This is a genomic window from Gordonia otitidis (assembly GCF_020735545.1).
Classification (GTDB): Bacteria; Actinomycetota; Actinomycetes; order Mycobacteriales; family Mycobacteriaceae; genus Gordonia; species Gordonia otitidis.
Genome location: NZ_CP085974.1, coordinates 2,779,082 through 2,793,341, shown reverse-complemented (window position 1 = coordinate 2,793,341; position 14,260 = coordinate 2,779,082). Strand labels below are relative to the sequence as shown.

General features: G+C 64.6%; 14 protein-coding genes. 3 read left to right on the top strand and 11 right to left on the bottom strand.

Annotation, left to right across the window (positions count from 1 at the left end; translation table 11 throughout):
- Window positions 1-162: 162 nt before the first annotated feature.
- A complete protein-coding gene (locus LK459_RS12810) occupies window positions 163-1,200 on the bottom strand; it encodes a zinc-binding metallopeptidase family protein (RefSeq protein ID WP_227918668.1) in 1,038 nt (345 codons plus the stop codon).
- A gap of 124 nt (window positions 1,201-1,324) precedes the next feature.
- A complete protein-coding gene (locus tag LK459_RS12805; RefSeq protein ID WP_227918666.1) occupies window positions 1,325-2,155 on the bottom strand; it encodes a sulfurtransferase in 831 nt (276 codons plus the stop codon).
- Between the two features lie 171 nt (window positions 2,156-2,326).
- On the opposite strand from LK459_RS12805, the gene LK459_RS12800 reads away from it, so the two are divergent.
- A complete protein-coding gene (locus LK459_RS12800; protein ID WP_005168897.1) occupies window positions 2,327-2,620 on the top strand; it encodes a hypothetical protein in 294 nt (97 codons plus the stop codon).
- Window positions 2,621-2,640: 20 nt separating this feature from the next.
- Here LK459_RS12800 and LK459_RS12795 read toward each other — a convergent pair whose 3' ends face one another.
- Genes LK459_RS12795 through LK459_RS12785 form a run of 3 tightly spaced genes read right to left on the bottom strand, consistent with a single transcriptional unit; the run spans window position 2,641 to window position 5,255 of the window.
- Window positions 2,641-3,846, bottom strand: coding sequence for a CaiB/BaiF CoA transferase family protein (locus LK459_RS12795; RefSeq protein WP_227918664.1), 1,206 nt, complete (start codon window positions 3,844-3,846; stop codon window positions 2,641-2,643).
- Window positions 3,833-4,738: an SDR family oxidoreductase gene (locus LK459_RS12790; protein WP_227923729.1), complete on the bottom strand. Its 906-nt coding sequence runs from the start codon at window positions 4,736-4,738 to the stop codon at window positions 3,833-3,835. The genes LK459_RS12795 and LK459_RS12790 overlap by 14 nt, the downstream gene beginning before the upstream one ends.
- A gap of 7 nt (window positions 4,739-4,745) precedes the next feature.
- Window positions 4,746-5,255, bottom strand: a complete 510-nt coding sequence (locus tag LK459_RS12785; RefSeq protein WP_007237516.1) for a MarR family winged helix-turn-helix transcriptional regulator — start codon at window positions 5,253-5,255, stop codon at window positions 4,746-4,748.
- A gap of 105 nt (window positions 5,256-5,360) precedes the next feature.
- On the opposite strand from LK459_RS12785, the gene LK459_RS12780 reads away from it, so the two are divergent.
- Window positions 5,361-6,857 carry an MFS transporter gene (locus LK459_RS12780; protein ID WP_227918663.1) on the top strand — a complete coding sequence of 499 codons (1,497 nt, stop codon included), beginning with the start codon at window positions 5,361-5,363 and terminating at the stop codon, window positions 6,855-6,857.
- A gap of 66 nt (window positions 6,858-6,923) precedes the next feature.
- Complete coding sequence (locus LK459_RS12775; protein ID WP_227918662.1) at window positions 6,924-7,583, top strand: TMEM175 family protein; 660 nt, start codon at window positions 6,924-6,926, stop codon at window positions 7,581-7,583.
- A gap of 51 nt (window positions 7,584-7,634) precedes the next feature.
- On the opposite strand, the gene thpD is transcribed toward LK459_RS12775, so the two are convergent.
- The 6 genes from thpD to LK459_RS12745 all read right to left on the bottom strand — a co-directional run bounded on the left by thpD (window position 7,635) and on the right by LK459_RS12745 (window position 14,165).
- Entirely contained in the window at window positions 7,635-8,525 is an 891-nt protein-coding gene (thpD, locus tag LK459_RS12770) for an ectoine hydroxylase (RefSeq protein ID WP_227918661.1), read from the bottom strand.
- A 209-nt stretch (window positions 8,526-8,734) separates the two neighbouring features.
- Window positions 8,735-9,841 carry an ABC transporter ATP-binding protein gene (locus LK459_RS12765; protein WP_227918659.1) on the bottom strand — a complete coding sequence of 369 codons (1,107 nt, stop codon included), beginning with the start codon at window positions 9,839-9,841 and terminating at the stop codon, window positions 8,735-8,737.
- A gap of 42 nt (window positions 9,842-9,883) precedes the next feature.
- A complete protein-coding gene (locus LK459_RS12760; protein WP_007239080.1) occupies window positions 9,884-10,765 on the bottom strand; it encodes a carbohydrate ABC transporter permease in 882 nt (293 codons plus the stop codon).
- The gene (locus tag LK459_RS12755; protein WP_227923727.1) at window positions 10,765-11,709 is read right to left on the bottom strand and encodes a carbohydrate ABC transporter permease; all 945 of its coding nucleotides are present in this window, start codon (window positions 11,707-11,709) and stop codon (window positions 10,765-10,767) included. The genes LK459_RS12760 and LK459_RS12755 overlap by 1 nt, the downstream gene beginning before the upstream one ends.
- Before the next feature lie 18 nt (window positions 11,710-11,727).
- Window positions 11,728-13,110: an ABC transporter substrate-binding protein gene (locus LK459_RS12750; RefSeq protein ID WP_456071399.1), complete on the bottom strand. Its 1,383-nt coding sequence runs from the start codon at window positions 13,108-13,110 to the stop codon at window positions 11,728-11,730.
- Window positions 13,107-14,165, bottom strand: coding sequence for a sugar-binding transcriptional regulator (locus tag LK459_RS12745; RefSeq protein WP_227918657.1), 1,059 nt, complete (start codon window positions 14,163-14,165; stop codon window positions 13,107-13,109). Before LK459_RS12745 ends, LK459_RS12750 begins: the two co-directional genes overlap by 4 nt.
- Window positions 14,166-14,260 lie beyond the last annotated feature (95 nt).

Here is a 14,260-nt window from a genome sequence, read left to right as displayed (position 1 = left end):
ACAGGGCAATCCGTATGACAATCCGCGCGAGAACCGGGCCAGATGTCATACGGATCACGCCCGCTCGCGGACGGCGAAGGTGTGTGCCCGCACGAACTCCCGCGTCGACCCTTTAGGGCAGCTGGGCGCCTGCCGGCATCGACACGGGAGCGCGGCGTCGTATCAGCTGGCCTGTGGCGCGACTTCTGCCCGGTCGTCGGAGGTGATGAGTTCGTGGATGAACTCCATCTTCTCGAGCACCTTGGGCGGCAGGACGAACGGATAGAGATCCTGATGCCCCATCGACCGGTTGATCTGGTTCAGCGCCCATGTCAGCGGCAACCACCAGCCGATGATCCGCTCGAAACCGACCTTGCCCGGCAGATCGGCCTCCAGGGTCGCGCCCGCGGGGGCCAATGCGAACGCGGCCGCGGTGTCGAGGGTGTCACGGATGTGCAGATAGTGGGCGAAGGTCTCGGCCCAGTCCTCGAAGGGATGCATCGTCGCGTACGACGAGACGTAATCCTGCTCCCAGTCCTCCGGCGGCCCGTCGTTGTAGTGACGATCGATCGCGTCCTGATAGCTCGTGTTGGGATCGCCGAACAGTTCGGTGTAGCGCTCCAGGTTCGGGCCCTCCCCGACCAGAACCATCTGGTAGAAATGGCCGATCTCGTGGCGGAAGTGGCCGATCAGCGTGCGGTACGGCTCGTCCATCGACACGCGCAGTCGCTCTCGGTGCACATCGTCGCCCTCGGCGAGATCGAGCGTGATCACGCCGTCCGCGTGCCCCGTGGTGACGGGTTGATCGCGGCTCGACAGAAGATCGAATGCGAGTCCGATCTGCGGATCGGTGTCCTTGCCGAAGATGGGCAGTCCCAGTTCGTCGAGTTCGTAGATGACGCGACGCTTGGCGGCCTCTGCCTCGGCGAACGCGGCCATGGCCTGCTCGTCGGAATCCGATGGCCGCGTGCGCGTCAACCGACACGACTCGCAGAGCGCCGGGAGTTCGGGGCCCTCCTCGACCATCCAGTTGCAGGCGGCCGGGATGTTGTCGGCACAGCGCACAATGGTCGCACCGTCGATCGTGCCCTTCTCGTCATCGTCGAGTACCTGAATGGTGCGACTGGGCAGATGGAATCCCAGGTTCTTGCCGCAGTTCAGGCAGATCGTGTTCTCGAAGGACAACTGCTGGCCGCAGTTCGAACAATGGAAATCGCGCATTTTCACTCTTCTCGTTCTCGGGTCGGACGGGACCCGGTTGCTGTCATCGTTGTGTAGTCGTAAGCCGAGCGCGCTGCTGCACGCGACTGTGGTCGGTCTCACCTTCCGGAGGCGACATCTGTGATCACCCGGTCTCGGCCGCGCGCCGGGGGTCGGCCGACCACTGCGACCATGAACCCGGGTACAGGGCTCCGGTCAGCCCGGCGATCTCGAGGGCGGCGATCTCATGAGCTGCATTGACGCCGGATCCGCAGTAGGCGACGACCGGTGTCCCGTCCGTCACCCCTGCCTCGGCAAAGCGTCGCCGAAGATCCGACGCCGCACGGAAGCGACCGCCGTCGTCGATGTTGTCACTGGTCGGGAGGCTGATCGCGCCAGGTATGTGTCCCGCTCGGGGATCAACCGGTTCGATCTCGCCCCGATAACGCTCGGCGGCCCGCGCGTCGACGAGTACGGTTCCCGGGTCGCGAGCGGCAACGTCGTCGATGTCGGCGACAGGCATCGCACCCGACCGCAGGGTGACGGCACCCGGCCGGACGGGCGTGTCGCCGCTCGACAACCGCATACCCGCGTCGCGCCAGGCGGCCAGGCCGCCATCGAGAAGACGGACGTCCCGGTGGCCTCCCCACCTCAGCAACCACCACGCACGGGCTGACGCGAGGTTGCCGTTGTCGTCGTAGACCACCACGGGCGACGTGTCGTCGACGCCCCACGACCGGGCGGCGTCGGTGAGTGCAGCGATGCCGGGCAGCGGATGTCTGCCCGACTGCGGCGACGGCGGTCCGGCCAGCTCGGTGTCGAGGTCGACGTAGACCGCGCCGGGGATGTGTCCGGCCCGATACTGCGCATGGCCGTCGACGTCGCCGAGTTGCCACCGCACGTCGAGCACGACCGGCGGGGCGTCGGAGAGCATGGCGTCGGCAAGCTGCGCGACGTCGACCAGCACTGAAGACACACGGCACCTCTCTGTGCGTGGAACGGTCAAGGATCTGTCCTGGCGGCGTGGACTCATGGCCACCCGCGCATACCAATCGTGCCCTGTCATGGGGCATACGTGCCATCACCGACGGCGCGCGTGTGTCGAGACCGGCCCCACCCGCGCGTCGCACTCCGTACGATCGTCACCATGAGGCAGGCAGACGGCACTTACTTCGTCACGGCCGAAGAACTGGCCGCGTTCTACGACTCCGGCCAGAAGTACTGGTACATGCGCGACGACGGCTCGACGGACCTCTACTCCGACGAATTGATCATCACGCACGGCTGGCCGATCTACCTGATGGATCGCGACGAGAAGTGGTTCGCCAAATGGAACGGCAACTACGAGAAGGCCGTCGAGGACGAGCTCAACCCGCATCTCCTCAAGAACTTCGAGGACCTCATCACCGAGGGCGACTGGCCGAAGGATCACAACGAGTAGCCGGTCCTCGTCACGACCTGCTACCCCGAGCTCTCCCCGTTTTGCGCGGCTCGAGATGCTGTGTGGTCCGCTGTCGCCGAGCCACTTCCGAGGGTTGGCGGACCGCTGCGGTAGGTGACCGGTGTCGCCGACAGCCTGATCGGGTTGGCGGCGGTGATGACGGGGCTGTCCGGGGTTGTCGCCCGCGCGTCGACGCCGAGGTCGTCGGCGAAATCGAATGCCTCGGCTACCGAGTTGATCGGACCCGCAGGCACTCCCGCCGCGGTGAACTCCGCGTACCAGTGATCGGCATCCCTGGTCACCAGTACCGCGGTGATCTCGTCGATGAGGTCGTCGCGATGCGCCACCCGCGCCGCGTTCGACGTGAAGCGCTCGTCCGCTGCGAGATCGGGCCGCCCGAGCACCTCGACGGCTTTCGCGAACTGACCGTCGTTGCCGACCGCCAACGCGATCGGGCGGGTGGCCGTCGAGAACACCTGATAGGGGGCGATGCTCGGGTGACGATTACCCATCGGCTGCGGCACCACTCCGGCGTTGAGGAAGCCGGAGGCTTGATTGACCAACGACGACAACGACACCGAGAACAGGTCGACGTCGACGCGTTGGCCCTCGCCGGTCCTGTCCCGATGTCGGAGGGCGGCGAGGATTCCCATTCCCGCGTGTAGGCCGGCGAGCACGTCGACAACCGCCACACCGACCTTGACGGGCTCGTCCGGGCCGGCGCCGGTCACGCTCATGAGCCCACCGACGGCCTGCACGAGGAGGTCGTATCCGGGCAGTGCCGCACCGCCGTCCCTGCCGAACCCGGTGATCGAGCAGTAGACGAGATCTTGTCGGTGCGAACGTAACTCGTCGTATCCCAGACCGAGCCGGTCCATCGTCCCGGCACGGAAGTTCTCGATGACGACGTCGGCGGCCAGTGCGAGATCGCGTGCACGTGCCAGGTCGTCGGCGTCACGCAGGTCGAGGGTCACCGACTCCTTGTTGCGGTTGACGGACGCGAAGTAGGTGGCCATGCCGTCGTCGGTGAACGGCGGCCCCCACGACCTGGTGTCGTCACCTGCCCCCGGACGCTCGATTTTGACCACCTCCGCGCCGAGGTCGGCGAGCATCATCGTCGCGTAGGGGCCTGCGAGCACGCGGGTGAAGTCCGCGACCACCAGGCCGTCGAGAGCTCCCGGCGACCACGAATCCGCCGAGTCGGATGCGGGATCAGTAGGTGACAACGCGTCCCTCCTTGGGAGCCCGGTACATACGCCACAGGGTGCGCGGAACCTCACGCAGCGGCAACGGGGCCGGCCAATCGCGCGACCGCAGGTACGCCTCGGTCCCGCCGTCGACCGTGACGACGGAGCCGGACATGAAATCGGCGTCGGACGACAGCATCAGCATGACCCAGGCGGCGAGCTGTTCCGGTGTGCCGTACTCGCGTACCGGCACCGGGAACGAACGGACATTCTTGCCAGATGCGCCGTCGAGTTGTGATTGCAGTAGGGGTGTCATCACCGGTCCGGGCGCGATCACGTTGAGCCTGATTCCCGCACCCGCCCATTCCAGATCGGTACCGTGTTCGCGACACCACTGCGTCACAGCGAGTTTCGACGCCGCGTACGCGATCGGACCCGACAAGGTCTTACCGCGTCGTCGAATGATCCTGGCCGCGGCCTCTGTGTCGCCCGCGATCAGTCTGCGCACCGCGGACTTCGGCACGAATGGCGTCGATGTCGTCGAATTCGAGCCGAAGACAACCACTTTCGCCTTGTCGGAGGCGGTGAGCGCACCTCGGATCCCGGTCAACACCTCGGTGACCCCGAGAGTATTGACCTCTGCGATCGCCCGCTCGGCACCCGCTCTCGGGCCGACCCCGGCTGCAAGTACCGCGCCGGCGAGCATCCCGCCACTGAGTTCGAGGATGGCCGCGATCGCAGCACGGCGGCCGTCCGGGGTCGAGAGGTCGGCGACGACGTCGGCGTCTCGCTGGTCCACGCCGATCACCGTGTGCCCCTGAGCCCGAATCGATTCCGCCACCGCCAAACCCATCCCGGAGGCTGCTCCGGTGATCACGTACCTCAGCGGGGCGTCGAGGGCGCTCTCGTCGGCTGTCGAGCCGTCGGACATCATGCTCCTATCCGTGCCGCCTTCTGTTGCGGTCGTCGTCGGCCAGCGTACGGTCATACGCGTCGTTGAAGGCGTGGAGTTCGCGAAACAATGCTTCCGGCGAGCCCGGCCCCATGTCGGAGAGCACGCGCTCGAGTCGCCTGGCCCGCAGCAGTCCGTCGTGCTCGAATGCCTCGCGCCCGAGTTCGGTGGGTCTGACCTGACGACTGATCGCCCCCTCGACGTCGAACCGTTCGAGGTACCCGTGTTTGATGGCGGCGTTCACCTGCCGGTTGACTGTCGACTGCTCGAGTTGCATCGCGTCGGTCAATTCCCGCAGCGTGCGCGGCCTCCCGTCGGAGAGAATCCACAGCAGGTTGAACGCCGACACCTCGAGAACGGAATCGGGGTCCACATGTGAGCGCCGCCGCGTCATGCGGAGGAATTCGTCGGCGAGATCGCGGTAGAGCGGCGAGGGCCACGGCGCGTAATCGTCACGATGTTCTCCCCGGCCCGCACGCCCGCCCGTGTCGCTCACGCGAAATCCTCTCAGCCGCATACCTGTCGGTTATGTCCGATATATCCCAGCGCATTAGCCATGTGTAGCTTACATATGTAGTGTGCATATCCCAAGGAGGTGTTCATGTCCGACACTGATTCTTCCCCTACTGTGCAGGGTTCCCTGCCACACGTGGAGAACAAGACCGCCACCGGCGCGGTCGCCACAGTCATCGTCCTCTGCTTCGGCGGCTTGGTCGCCGCGTTGATGCAGACCCTTGTCATCCCGATCCAACCGGAACTTCCCCAACTACTCCACACGTCACGCTCGAACGCGTCGTGGGTCATCACGGCAACGCTGCTCGCCGCAGCCGTCGCGATGCCGATCGCGGGTCGCCTCGGCGACATGTTCGGAAAACAGCGGGTCCTGGTCGGTTCCGGTGTGCTGCTGGTTCTCGGATCGGTGGTGTGTGCGCTCAGCGAATCGGTCATCCCGATGATCATCGGTCGCGCCATCCAGGGCCTCGCGATGGGCTTCATCCCGGTCGGCATCAGCCTCATGCGCGAAGTGACTCCGCCGAAGATCACGTCGATGGCCATCGCTGCGATGAGTGCGACCCTCGGTGTCGGCGGTGCGATCGGCCTGCCGCTGTCTGCGTGGATCGCACAGACATGGAACTGGCACGCCCTGTTCTGGGTCGCCGCGGCTCTCGGCGCCGTCGTGCTGGCGCTGGTCGTCGTCGTCGTGCCGCACGTGCCCGACGCCACCGGTGGCCGCCTCGACATCGTCGGCGCCATCGGCCTGGCGATCGGCCTGTGTGCAGCGCTCATCGCTGTCTCGAAGGGCAACGACTGGGGGTGGGCATCCGGCACGACGCTGGGGCTGCTCGCCGCAGGCATCGTCGTCCTGATCGCGTGGGGCTTCTATCAGTTGCGTACGACCGAGCCGCTCGTCGACCTGCGTACCACCGCACGGCCGTCGGTCCTGCTGACCAATATCGCCGCCATCGCGATCGGCTTCGGCATGATGGCGCAGTCGGTGGTCATCCCGGCGCTGCTCGAGATGCCGGAGGAAACGGGGATCGGACTCGGGCAGAGCATGCTGGCGGCCGGACTCTGGATGGCACCAGGTGGTCTGATGATGCTGGTCTTCTCTCCGGTGTCGGGCATCCTGATCAACAAGATCGGCGCCAAGTACACGCTGGCCATCGGTGCGACCGTTCTCGGCGTGGGTTACCTGATCGCACTGTTCCTGATGAATTCGCCGTGGCAGCTCATGATCGCGTCGATCATCGCCGCGTCGGGCGTCGGTATCGGGTACGCGGCAATGCCCACCCTCATCATGGGTTCGGTGCCCATGACCGAGGCCGGTTCCGCCGTGGGCCTGAACGGATTGATGCGCTCGATCGGAACCACGGTCTCGTCTGCGGTGATGGCGGTGCTACTGACCACAGCAACCGTCTCGATGGGCGGGCAGGACATGCCGTCGCACACATCGTTCCGCTTGTGCTTCCTCGTCGGCGCGATCGCAGCGTTCGTGGGGGTTGCCATCACGCTGACCATTCCCAAGCGTGGTCCGCAGCCGGTACCGACAGCGACGCCGAAGTCCGACGACGCGCAATCGGTCGGCAGCGCCAGCTGAATCCGCAGACCTCCCGGCCGGGATACCGTCGACATCAGACGACGGATCCGACCGGGAGGTCTTCGCATGACGGCACCGGACCAGCGGCAGCGATTCTCGGCTCTGCCGACCAGCCGCGTCGAAGCCTTCTCCGACGGCGTGTTCGCCATCGCCGTCACGATCATCGTGCTCAGTCTGGTCGATCCGCGACACGAGTCAGGTCAACTGTTTCCCGCGCTCGTCGCACACTGGCCCGACTACGTCGCCTATACGGCAGCGTTCATCTATGTCGGTGTCATCTGGCTCAACCACCATCAGGCCTTTGCCCGAATCCGTTACGCCAATCGGCCGCTTCTCGCACTCAACCTCGGCGTTCTCTTCACGACGTCACTCATCGCGTTTCCCACCGCCGTCTTGTCCGACGCGTTGCGTGAGGATCTCACCGGCGCCGACGCCCGCACCGCCGTCGCGCTCTACGCCCTGATCGCAGCTGCGATGTGTGCCAGCTGGGTTCTCCTGTACGCCTATCTGATTCGACGTCCGGACCTACTCGCCGACGGCGTGGAACCGAACTACACGCGGCACGGGGTGTGGCGGTCGGTGGCGGGAATCGGGCTCTATCTGATTGCCGGACTACTCGGCTTCTTCGTCTACCCGCTCATCGCGCTCGTCGTCTTTCCGATCCTTCCGGTGTTCTACTTTCTCACCTCGGAGGGACTCGGATTCGCCGACGCCCCGACTGACTGACCCGACCGAGTGTGCGGCCGTCGGGCGGCGACACACTCGGTCGGGACTCGATCAGCGGTGCGCGAGATAGTCGGGGCGCGGCGCGTCAGCGGCGAAAGGCTGCTGCAGCGCATTCGATTTCGCATTGAACACGACGAACAGATTGCTGCGCGGATACGGGGTGATGTTGCCCGAGGACGCGTGCATGCAGTTCGAATCGAAGTACAGTGCCGATCCCGCAGGCCCCGTGATCATGTCGATGCTGTGTTCGTCGGCGAGAACGGTCACGTCGGACTCCTCGGGCGTCCCGAACGGCGGACGGTAGGAGACCAGCGACTGGTTGTGATAGTCGTCGGGCGTCTGCCCGACACAGCCGACGAACTGCTTGTGCGAGCCCGGGATGATCATCAACGCACCATTGGTGGTCAGGTTGGGGGTCAGCGCGAGCGAGACACTGAGCGCACGAGGCGTCGGCATGCCATCCTCGGCGTGCCAGGTCTCGAAATCAGAATGCCAGTAGAACGGCCCCCCGGCGAAGCCGGGCTTCAGATTGATACGACTCTGGTGGATGTAGACGTCGTCACCCAGAATCTGTTGTGCCACACCGGCGATGTTGGTACGGGCGCAGATCTCGGCGATCGCGTCGCTCAGCTCGTGCACGGCGAACAGTGATCGCACGTCACCGTTCGACGATTCACGCACCACTCGTTCGTCGACGCCGAGCTTGTCGGTGATCGCTCCCACCTCGGCCAGACAGGTATCGATGTCGTTGTCGGACAACACGTTCTCTGCGGTGTGGTAGCCACGGTCACGGTATCCGGCCACCTCGCCCGCAGACAGTGGGCCGACCGGATCGGCGGGCCACACCACGGGGTGGGGTCGTGGTTCGATTTCTCCGTGCTCCGCGAGGCGTGTCCTGTAGACGTCCACGGGGCGGCTGGCCGTTCGAGTTTCTGTGATCAACGCTGATCCTTTCCCTCAATCTGCATTCGCCCTATCGGCATGTAGCCAGGGTTGATCCATGATGCAGCGGGGGCGCGGTGTCGGCACGAAGCCACACTGCGGCCCATGCATTCGCGGAGTCTACGTATTCAAACCCGGCGCGTCGAGGGCCCCGAGGCCCCGTGACCATCGGAAAGCGGTCGCCACCTGCGCGGAGACGGTCGACATGATCAGTTCAACCGCTCGCCCGTTTCGGGGTGGAACAGGTGTACCGCGGTGTCGGCCTGGCGCAGCCTGATTCCGTCGCCACGTTTCGCCGGCGCGCGTTCTGGGGATCGGACTACCACGGTCATCGGCTCGCCGTCGAGGTTCCGGATCGAGTCGTCGGCAAGCGAAGCGTACACGTAGGTCTCGCTGCCCAGTTCCTCCAACAGCGCGACGTCGGCGTCCATGCCGCTGTCACCGTCGGCCAGCGCGAGATGCTCTGGACGGATACCGACGATCACCGACGAGACGCCCGACTTGCGCAGAGCCGCCTCCGATTCCGCATCGAGGTCGACGCTGGCCTGCCCGATGCCGACCGAACCGTCGGTGACCGGTGCGGTGAACAGATTCATCGAGGGTGACCCGATGAAACCCGCGACGAATGCATTCAGCGGCCGATCGTAGAGCTCGGTAGGGGTCGAGAACTGTTGCAGCATGCCGTCCTTGAGTACGGCGACCCTGTCTCCCATGGTCATCGCCTCCACCTGGTCGTGGGTGACGTAGACCGTGGTGGTGCCCAGACGCCGCTGCAGCGCCGCGATCTGCGTTCTGGTCTGCACCCGCAGCTTTGCGTCGAGATTCGACAACGGCTCGTCCATGCAGAAGACCTGCGGTTCGCGCACGATAGCGCGTCCCATCGCCACCCGCTGTCGCTGGCCACCGGACAGCTTCGCCGGCTTCCTGTCGAGGAAGTCTGTCAGGTCGAGTAGTTTGGCGGCCTCGGCGACCTTGGCTTTACGCTCGGCCGTCGGCACACCGCGCATCTTGAGCGCGAATCCCATGTTCTCACCGACGGTCTTGTTGGGGTAGAGCGCATAGTTCTGGAAGACCATTGCGATGTCGCGGTCCTTGGGTGCGACCCCGACCATGCTCTTGCCACCGATGTGGATTGCGCCCGAATCGATCTCCTCGAGACCGGCGAGCATACGCAGCGCCGTCGACTTGCCTGAGCCCGACGGGCCGACGAGGACGATGAACTCGCCGTCCTCGATGCCGAGGTCGAGCGAGTCGACGGCCAGTTTGTCGGCACCGGGGTAGACGCAGCACGCTTTGTCGTAGGTGATGGAAGCCATTGTGAACTCCTGTGTTTCGCTGAGATGTTGGTCGGTGAGTGACTACTTGATGGCGCCGAAGGACAATCCGCGGACGAGCTTGTTCTGCGCGATCCATCCGCATACGACGACGGGAAGCGCGGTCAGCACCGACGCCGCCGACAGTTGCGCCCAGTACAGACCCTGTCCGGACATGAACCCGGTGAGGAACACCGGCATCGTCTGTGCGTTGACCGCGGTCATGTTCACCGCGAAGAAGAACTCGTTCCAGGAGAAGATCACGCAGATGAGCGCGGTGGCCGCGATACCCGGCGAGATGAGGGGCAGGATGACCTCACGCACGGCGGTCCACAGGCTCGCACCGTCGATACTGGCTGCTTCCAACAGCTCTCCCGGAACCTCCAGGAAGAAGGAACGCATCATCCACACAGCGATCGGCAGATTCATCGCCGTGTACAGGATGATGAGGGTCCAGACGTTGTCGAGCATCCCGAGTTTCCCGACGATCACATAGAGCGGGATGATCGCGGCGACGATGGGCAGCATCTTGGTGCTGATGAAGAAGAAGAGCGCATCTTTGGTCTTACGCACCGGCCGCAGCGACAACGCGAAGGCCGCGGGTACCCCGAGCAGGAGAACGAGAATCGTCGACACGACCGTGGCGCAGAGCGAGTTGAGCAGCGGCGTGCCGATGCCTGCATCGAACACATTGCGGAACTGCTGCAGTGTCGGCGTGAAGAAGAACGTCGGCGGGTTGGTTGCCGCGTCGCTCTCCTGCTTGAACGCGGTCAGGACCATCCACAGCACCGGGAAGAAGAACCCGATGGCGAGTATCCACGTGATCGCGGTCAGCACGCCGCCGCGCGGATCGCGTCGACGTCGAATCGTCGTGGCCGACGGCGACCCGACCGACTGCGGTGTCGTCGGGGTTGCGGTGGCAGTCATCAGGCGGCCTCCTCTGTTCCGGTGAATGACTTGAAGATCAGTCGAAGTGCCAGCGACGCAACGACTATCGTCCCGACGACGGTCACGACACCCATGGCTGCGGCCTGACCGATGTCGAATCCGAGAAAGGCACGCTGGTAGATGTAGAATGACAGGTTCGAACTCGCGACCCCGGGACCACCCGCGGTCATCATGTACACGGCGTCGAAGGTGTTCACCAGGTAGATCGCGCCCAACACGGTACCCAGCTCGATGAAGCGCCGTAGGTGCGGAAGCGTGAGTTCACGGAACAGCCGGAAGCTCGTCGCGCCGTCGACGCGCGCCGCCTCTTGGATGTCGCGCGGCATCGACTGCAGACCGGCGAGGATCAACAGCATCATGAACGGCGTCCATTGCCAGATCAATTCGGCCATCACACTCATGAGCGGGAACTGCGACAACCAGTCGACGTGAATTCCCAGCGGACTGAGCGCCCAGTTGACCAGGCCGTTGGTCGGCGAGAGCAGGCTCGTTTTCCACAACAGCGCCGCAGCAACCGGTGTGACCAGGAAGGGAGTGATGAGCAGAGTTCGTACAATCCCTCGCCCCAGGAACTTTCGGTCGAGCAGCAGCGCGAAGATCAGCCCCAACACCACCGAGATCAGGACCGTTCCGACGATCAGCACGATCGTGTTCAGGGTGACTTTCCAGAACTGGCTGTCGGCGAAGACGGCCGCGTAGTTCTCGAGTCCGACGAATCGACGCGAACCGGGTCGTACCAGGTTCCACGACTGGGTGGAGTAGTACAGGGTGAACACGAAGGGGACCTGTGTCACCACGATCATGAAGATGAGCGCGGGCAGCAACGGCCCACGTCGACGCCAACCCTCGGCGCGCGTGATCTGATCTCGTTTGGACGTGACCGGCGTGCCCGAACCCGCGTCCGGTTGTGCCGGTGGCGTCATCACTGCGGTCGCCATGATCTACTTCTCCCTCTGGTATGACTTGCCCACGTCCTGGGCGTATTTCTGCGCCTGCTCGAGTGCATCGTGGACACTGATCTGACCGGCGATCGCAGCCGAGATCTGCTGGCTGACACGGGTTCCGAGATCCTGGAACTCGGGAATCGCAAGGAACTGAATTCCCGTGTACGGCACCGGCTTCAGTGTCGGCTTGAGCTGATCCGCCGTCTGCATCGCCGACAACGTCTGCTCGGCGAACGGCTGCGAGATCTTCTGGTAGGCGGGCAACTGGTACGTCGACAATCTGCTGCCCGGCGGGACATGCGTCGCGCCGAGTGTCGTGGCGACGTGCTGGATGTAGCGCTTGTTGGTCATCCAGTCGATGAACTTCCACGCGTCGTCCTTGTTGTCGCTACTCGACGGAATACCGAGCGACCAGGTGTAGAGCCACCCGTTGTCCTTCTTGGCCATCGTCGGCGCGGGCAGGTAGCCGACGTCGCCGGCGATGGTCGAGTCGTCCGGACTCTCCAGCACCGACACCGCCGACGTCGCGTCGTACCACATGGCAACCTGGCCCTGCGACATCAGGTTTCCGCATTCCTGGAAGCCGGACGACGACGCACCGGCCTCGCCGGATCGTCGAACGGTGTCGACATACATCTGCACCGCAGCCTCGACTTCCGGGCTGGTCAACTGAGCGTTCCAGTCCTCGTCGAACCAGCGACCGCCATATGCGTTGATGACTGTGTTGAGCGGGGCGAGCACTTCGCCCCAACCGGGCTTGCCGCGCAAACAGATGCCGGCGGTCTTGTCGTTGGTGAGCTTGCGCGCCGCGTCGGCGACCTGCGGCCAGGTCGGGGTGGCGGGTAGGCTCACACCCGCCTGTGCGAACAACTTCTTGTTGTACATGAGGAACGAGGACTCGCCGTAGAACGGAGCCGAGTACATCTGACCCTTGTAGGACAGCGCCGATTTGAGTGAGGGGATGAAATCATCGGCGTCATAGGATGAATCGGCATTCATGTACGGAGTCAGGTTGACCAGCCAGCCGTACCTGCCCCACATCGGGGTCTCATAGTTGCTGATCATCACGACGTCGAACTCGCCGCCGCCAGTCGACACCGACGCGGTGATCTTGGCACGGGCTTCGTTTTCCGAGAGCGTCACGAACTTCACGTGCACTCCCGGATTCTGTTGTTCGAACTGGTCGGAGAGTTTGACCGCGTCCTGCATCTGCGAGTTCGACACCATGGCGACGGTGACCTCACGGCTACCCCCGCCCAACGATCCCGCCCCGGAGCAGGCGGTGGCGAAGGTCAGTGACGCCGCCGCGCACACCGCCGCGAGTGCGTACCTGCCGTGCCGCCGCGATGTGCGTCGACGTTGGATTCCCAGTGATCTCACTGTTGGCCTTTCTCTTGCATGACAAGCCATTCCGCGGTGCCGGTATCGGTCACCAGAATGGTGGCGAAGCCGCCGCGCAGGGCGCCGAGGATGGATTCCTGCCGATGAACTCCGCCGGAAACGAGAATCGAGGTGGGGCATGCCCGCACGGCGTCGAGTGGAACCGACACCGTGCGCTCGACAAGGCTCGACGACACCGGTTGACCCGCTGCGTCGTAGAAACGTCCGCCGATTTCCCCGACAGCCCCCAGTTCGATCAGTTCGTCCAGGACGATGGCGTCGATGTAGGCACCCTCGAACAAAGTGGTCGACGTGGAGACCGAGCCGACCCCGAAGAGCATGACATGGGCGCCCCGTGCGGCGGAAAGCGCCTGGGAGAGTATCGAATCGCGGTTGAGTGCTGTCACCGTCTCGGCGTCGACGTAGAGCGGGGCGACCAACCGCAACGGCTGGGCGTGCAGCCTCTCGGAGAATCTGGCGAGCGCGTGGTCGACGCCGGTGTGGTAGTCGACAGAGGTCATCGAACCGTCCATCTGCACGACCCGCTGGCACGACGACGAGGCGCCCATCGCGTCGGCGACGGCTACCTGTTCCGGCCCCCAGGTGAATCCGAAGGTATCGGTGGGTTGGATACGTCGGGAGACGACCGATGCCCCGGCACGCCCGAGGGCAGCATTGCCCGATGTCGTCCCGTCCGCGACCTCATCGATCACCAACACCTCATCGAGTCCGAAAGCCTGCTCGACGCGTCGCTCGAGGTCGGTGTGGATCGATGCCGACAGGTGTGGGGGCGCGGACACCGTCACCTGCACCAGACCCTGCGCCCTGGCCCGGGCCACGAGCCGACCCGCAGTGGGACGCGATACACCCAGACGTGCTGCGATCTCAGCCTGCGTCAATCCCTCCAGGTGGTACATCGTCGCGGCTCTGACCAGCAATCTCAGATCCGATCCGCTGTCGGTGGTCGGGCGCGACGGCGCACGCGACGCCTGCGCGGTGTCGGAATGTCGGTGTTCGGTCTGCGCGGTCGGTGCCGTCTTCTTGCGTGTGGCCATGAGCATCGCCCTTGATGTCCGGTGTGAGCATCTGCTCACTGGCGGTGAATGTGCTCAATACGCTAACATCCTCGATGTGACCCATGCAACATCCG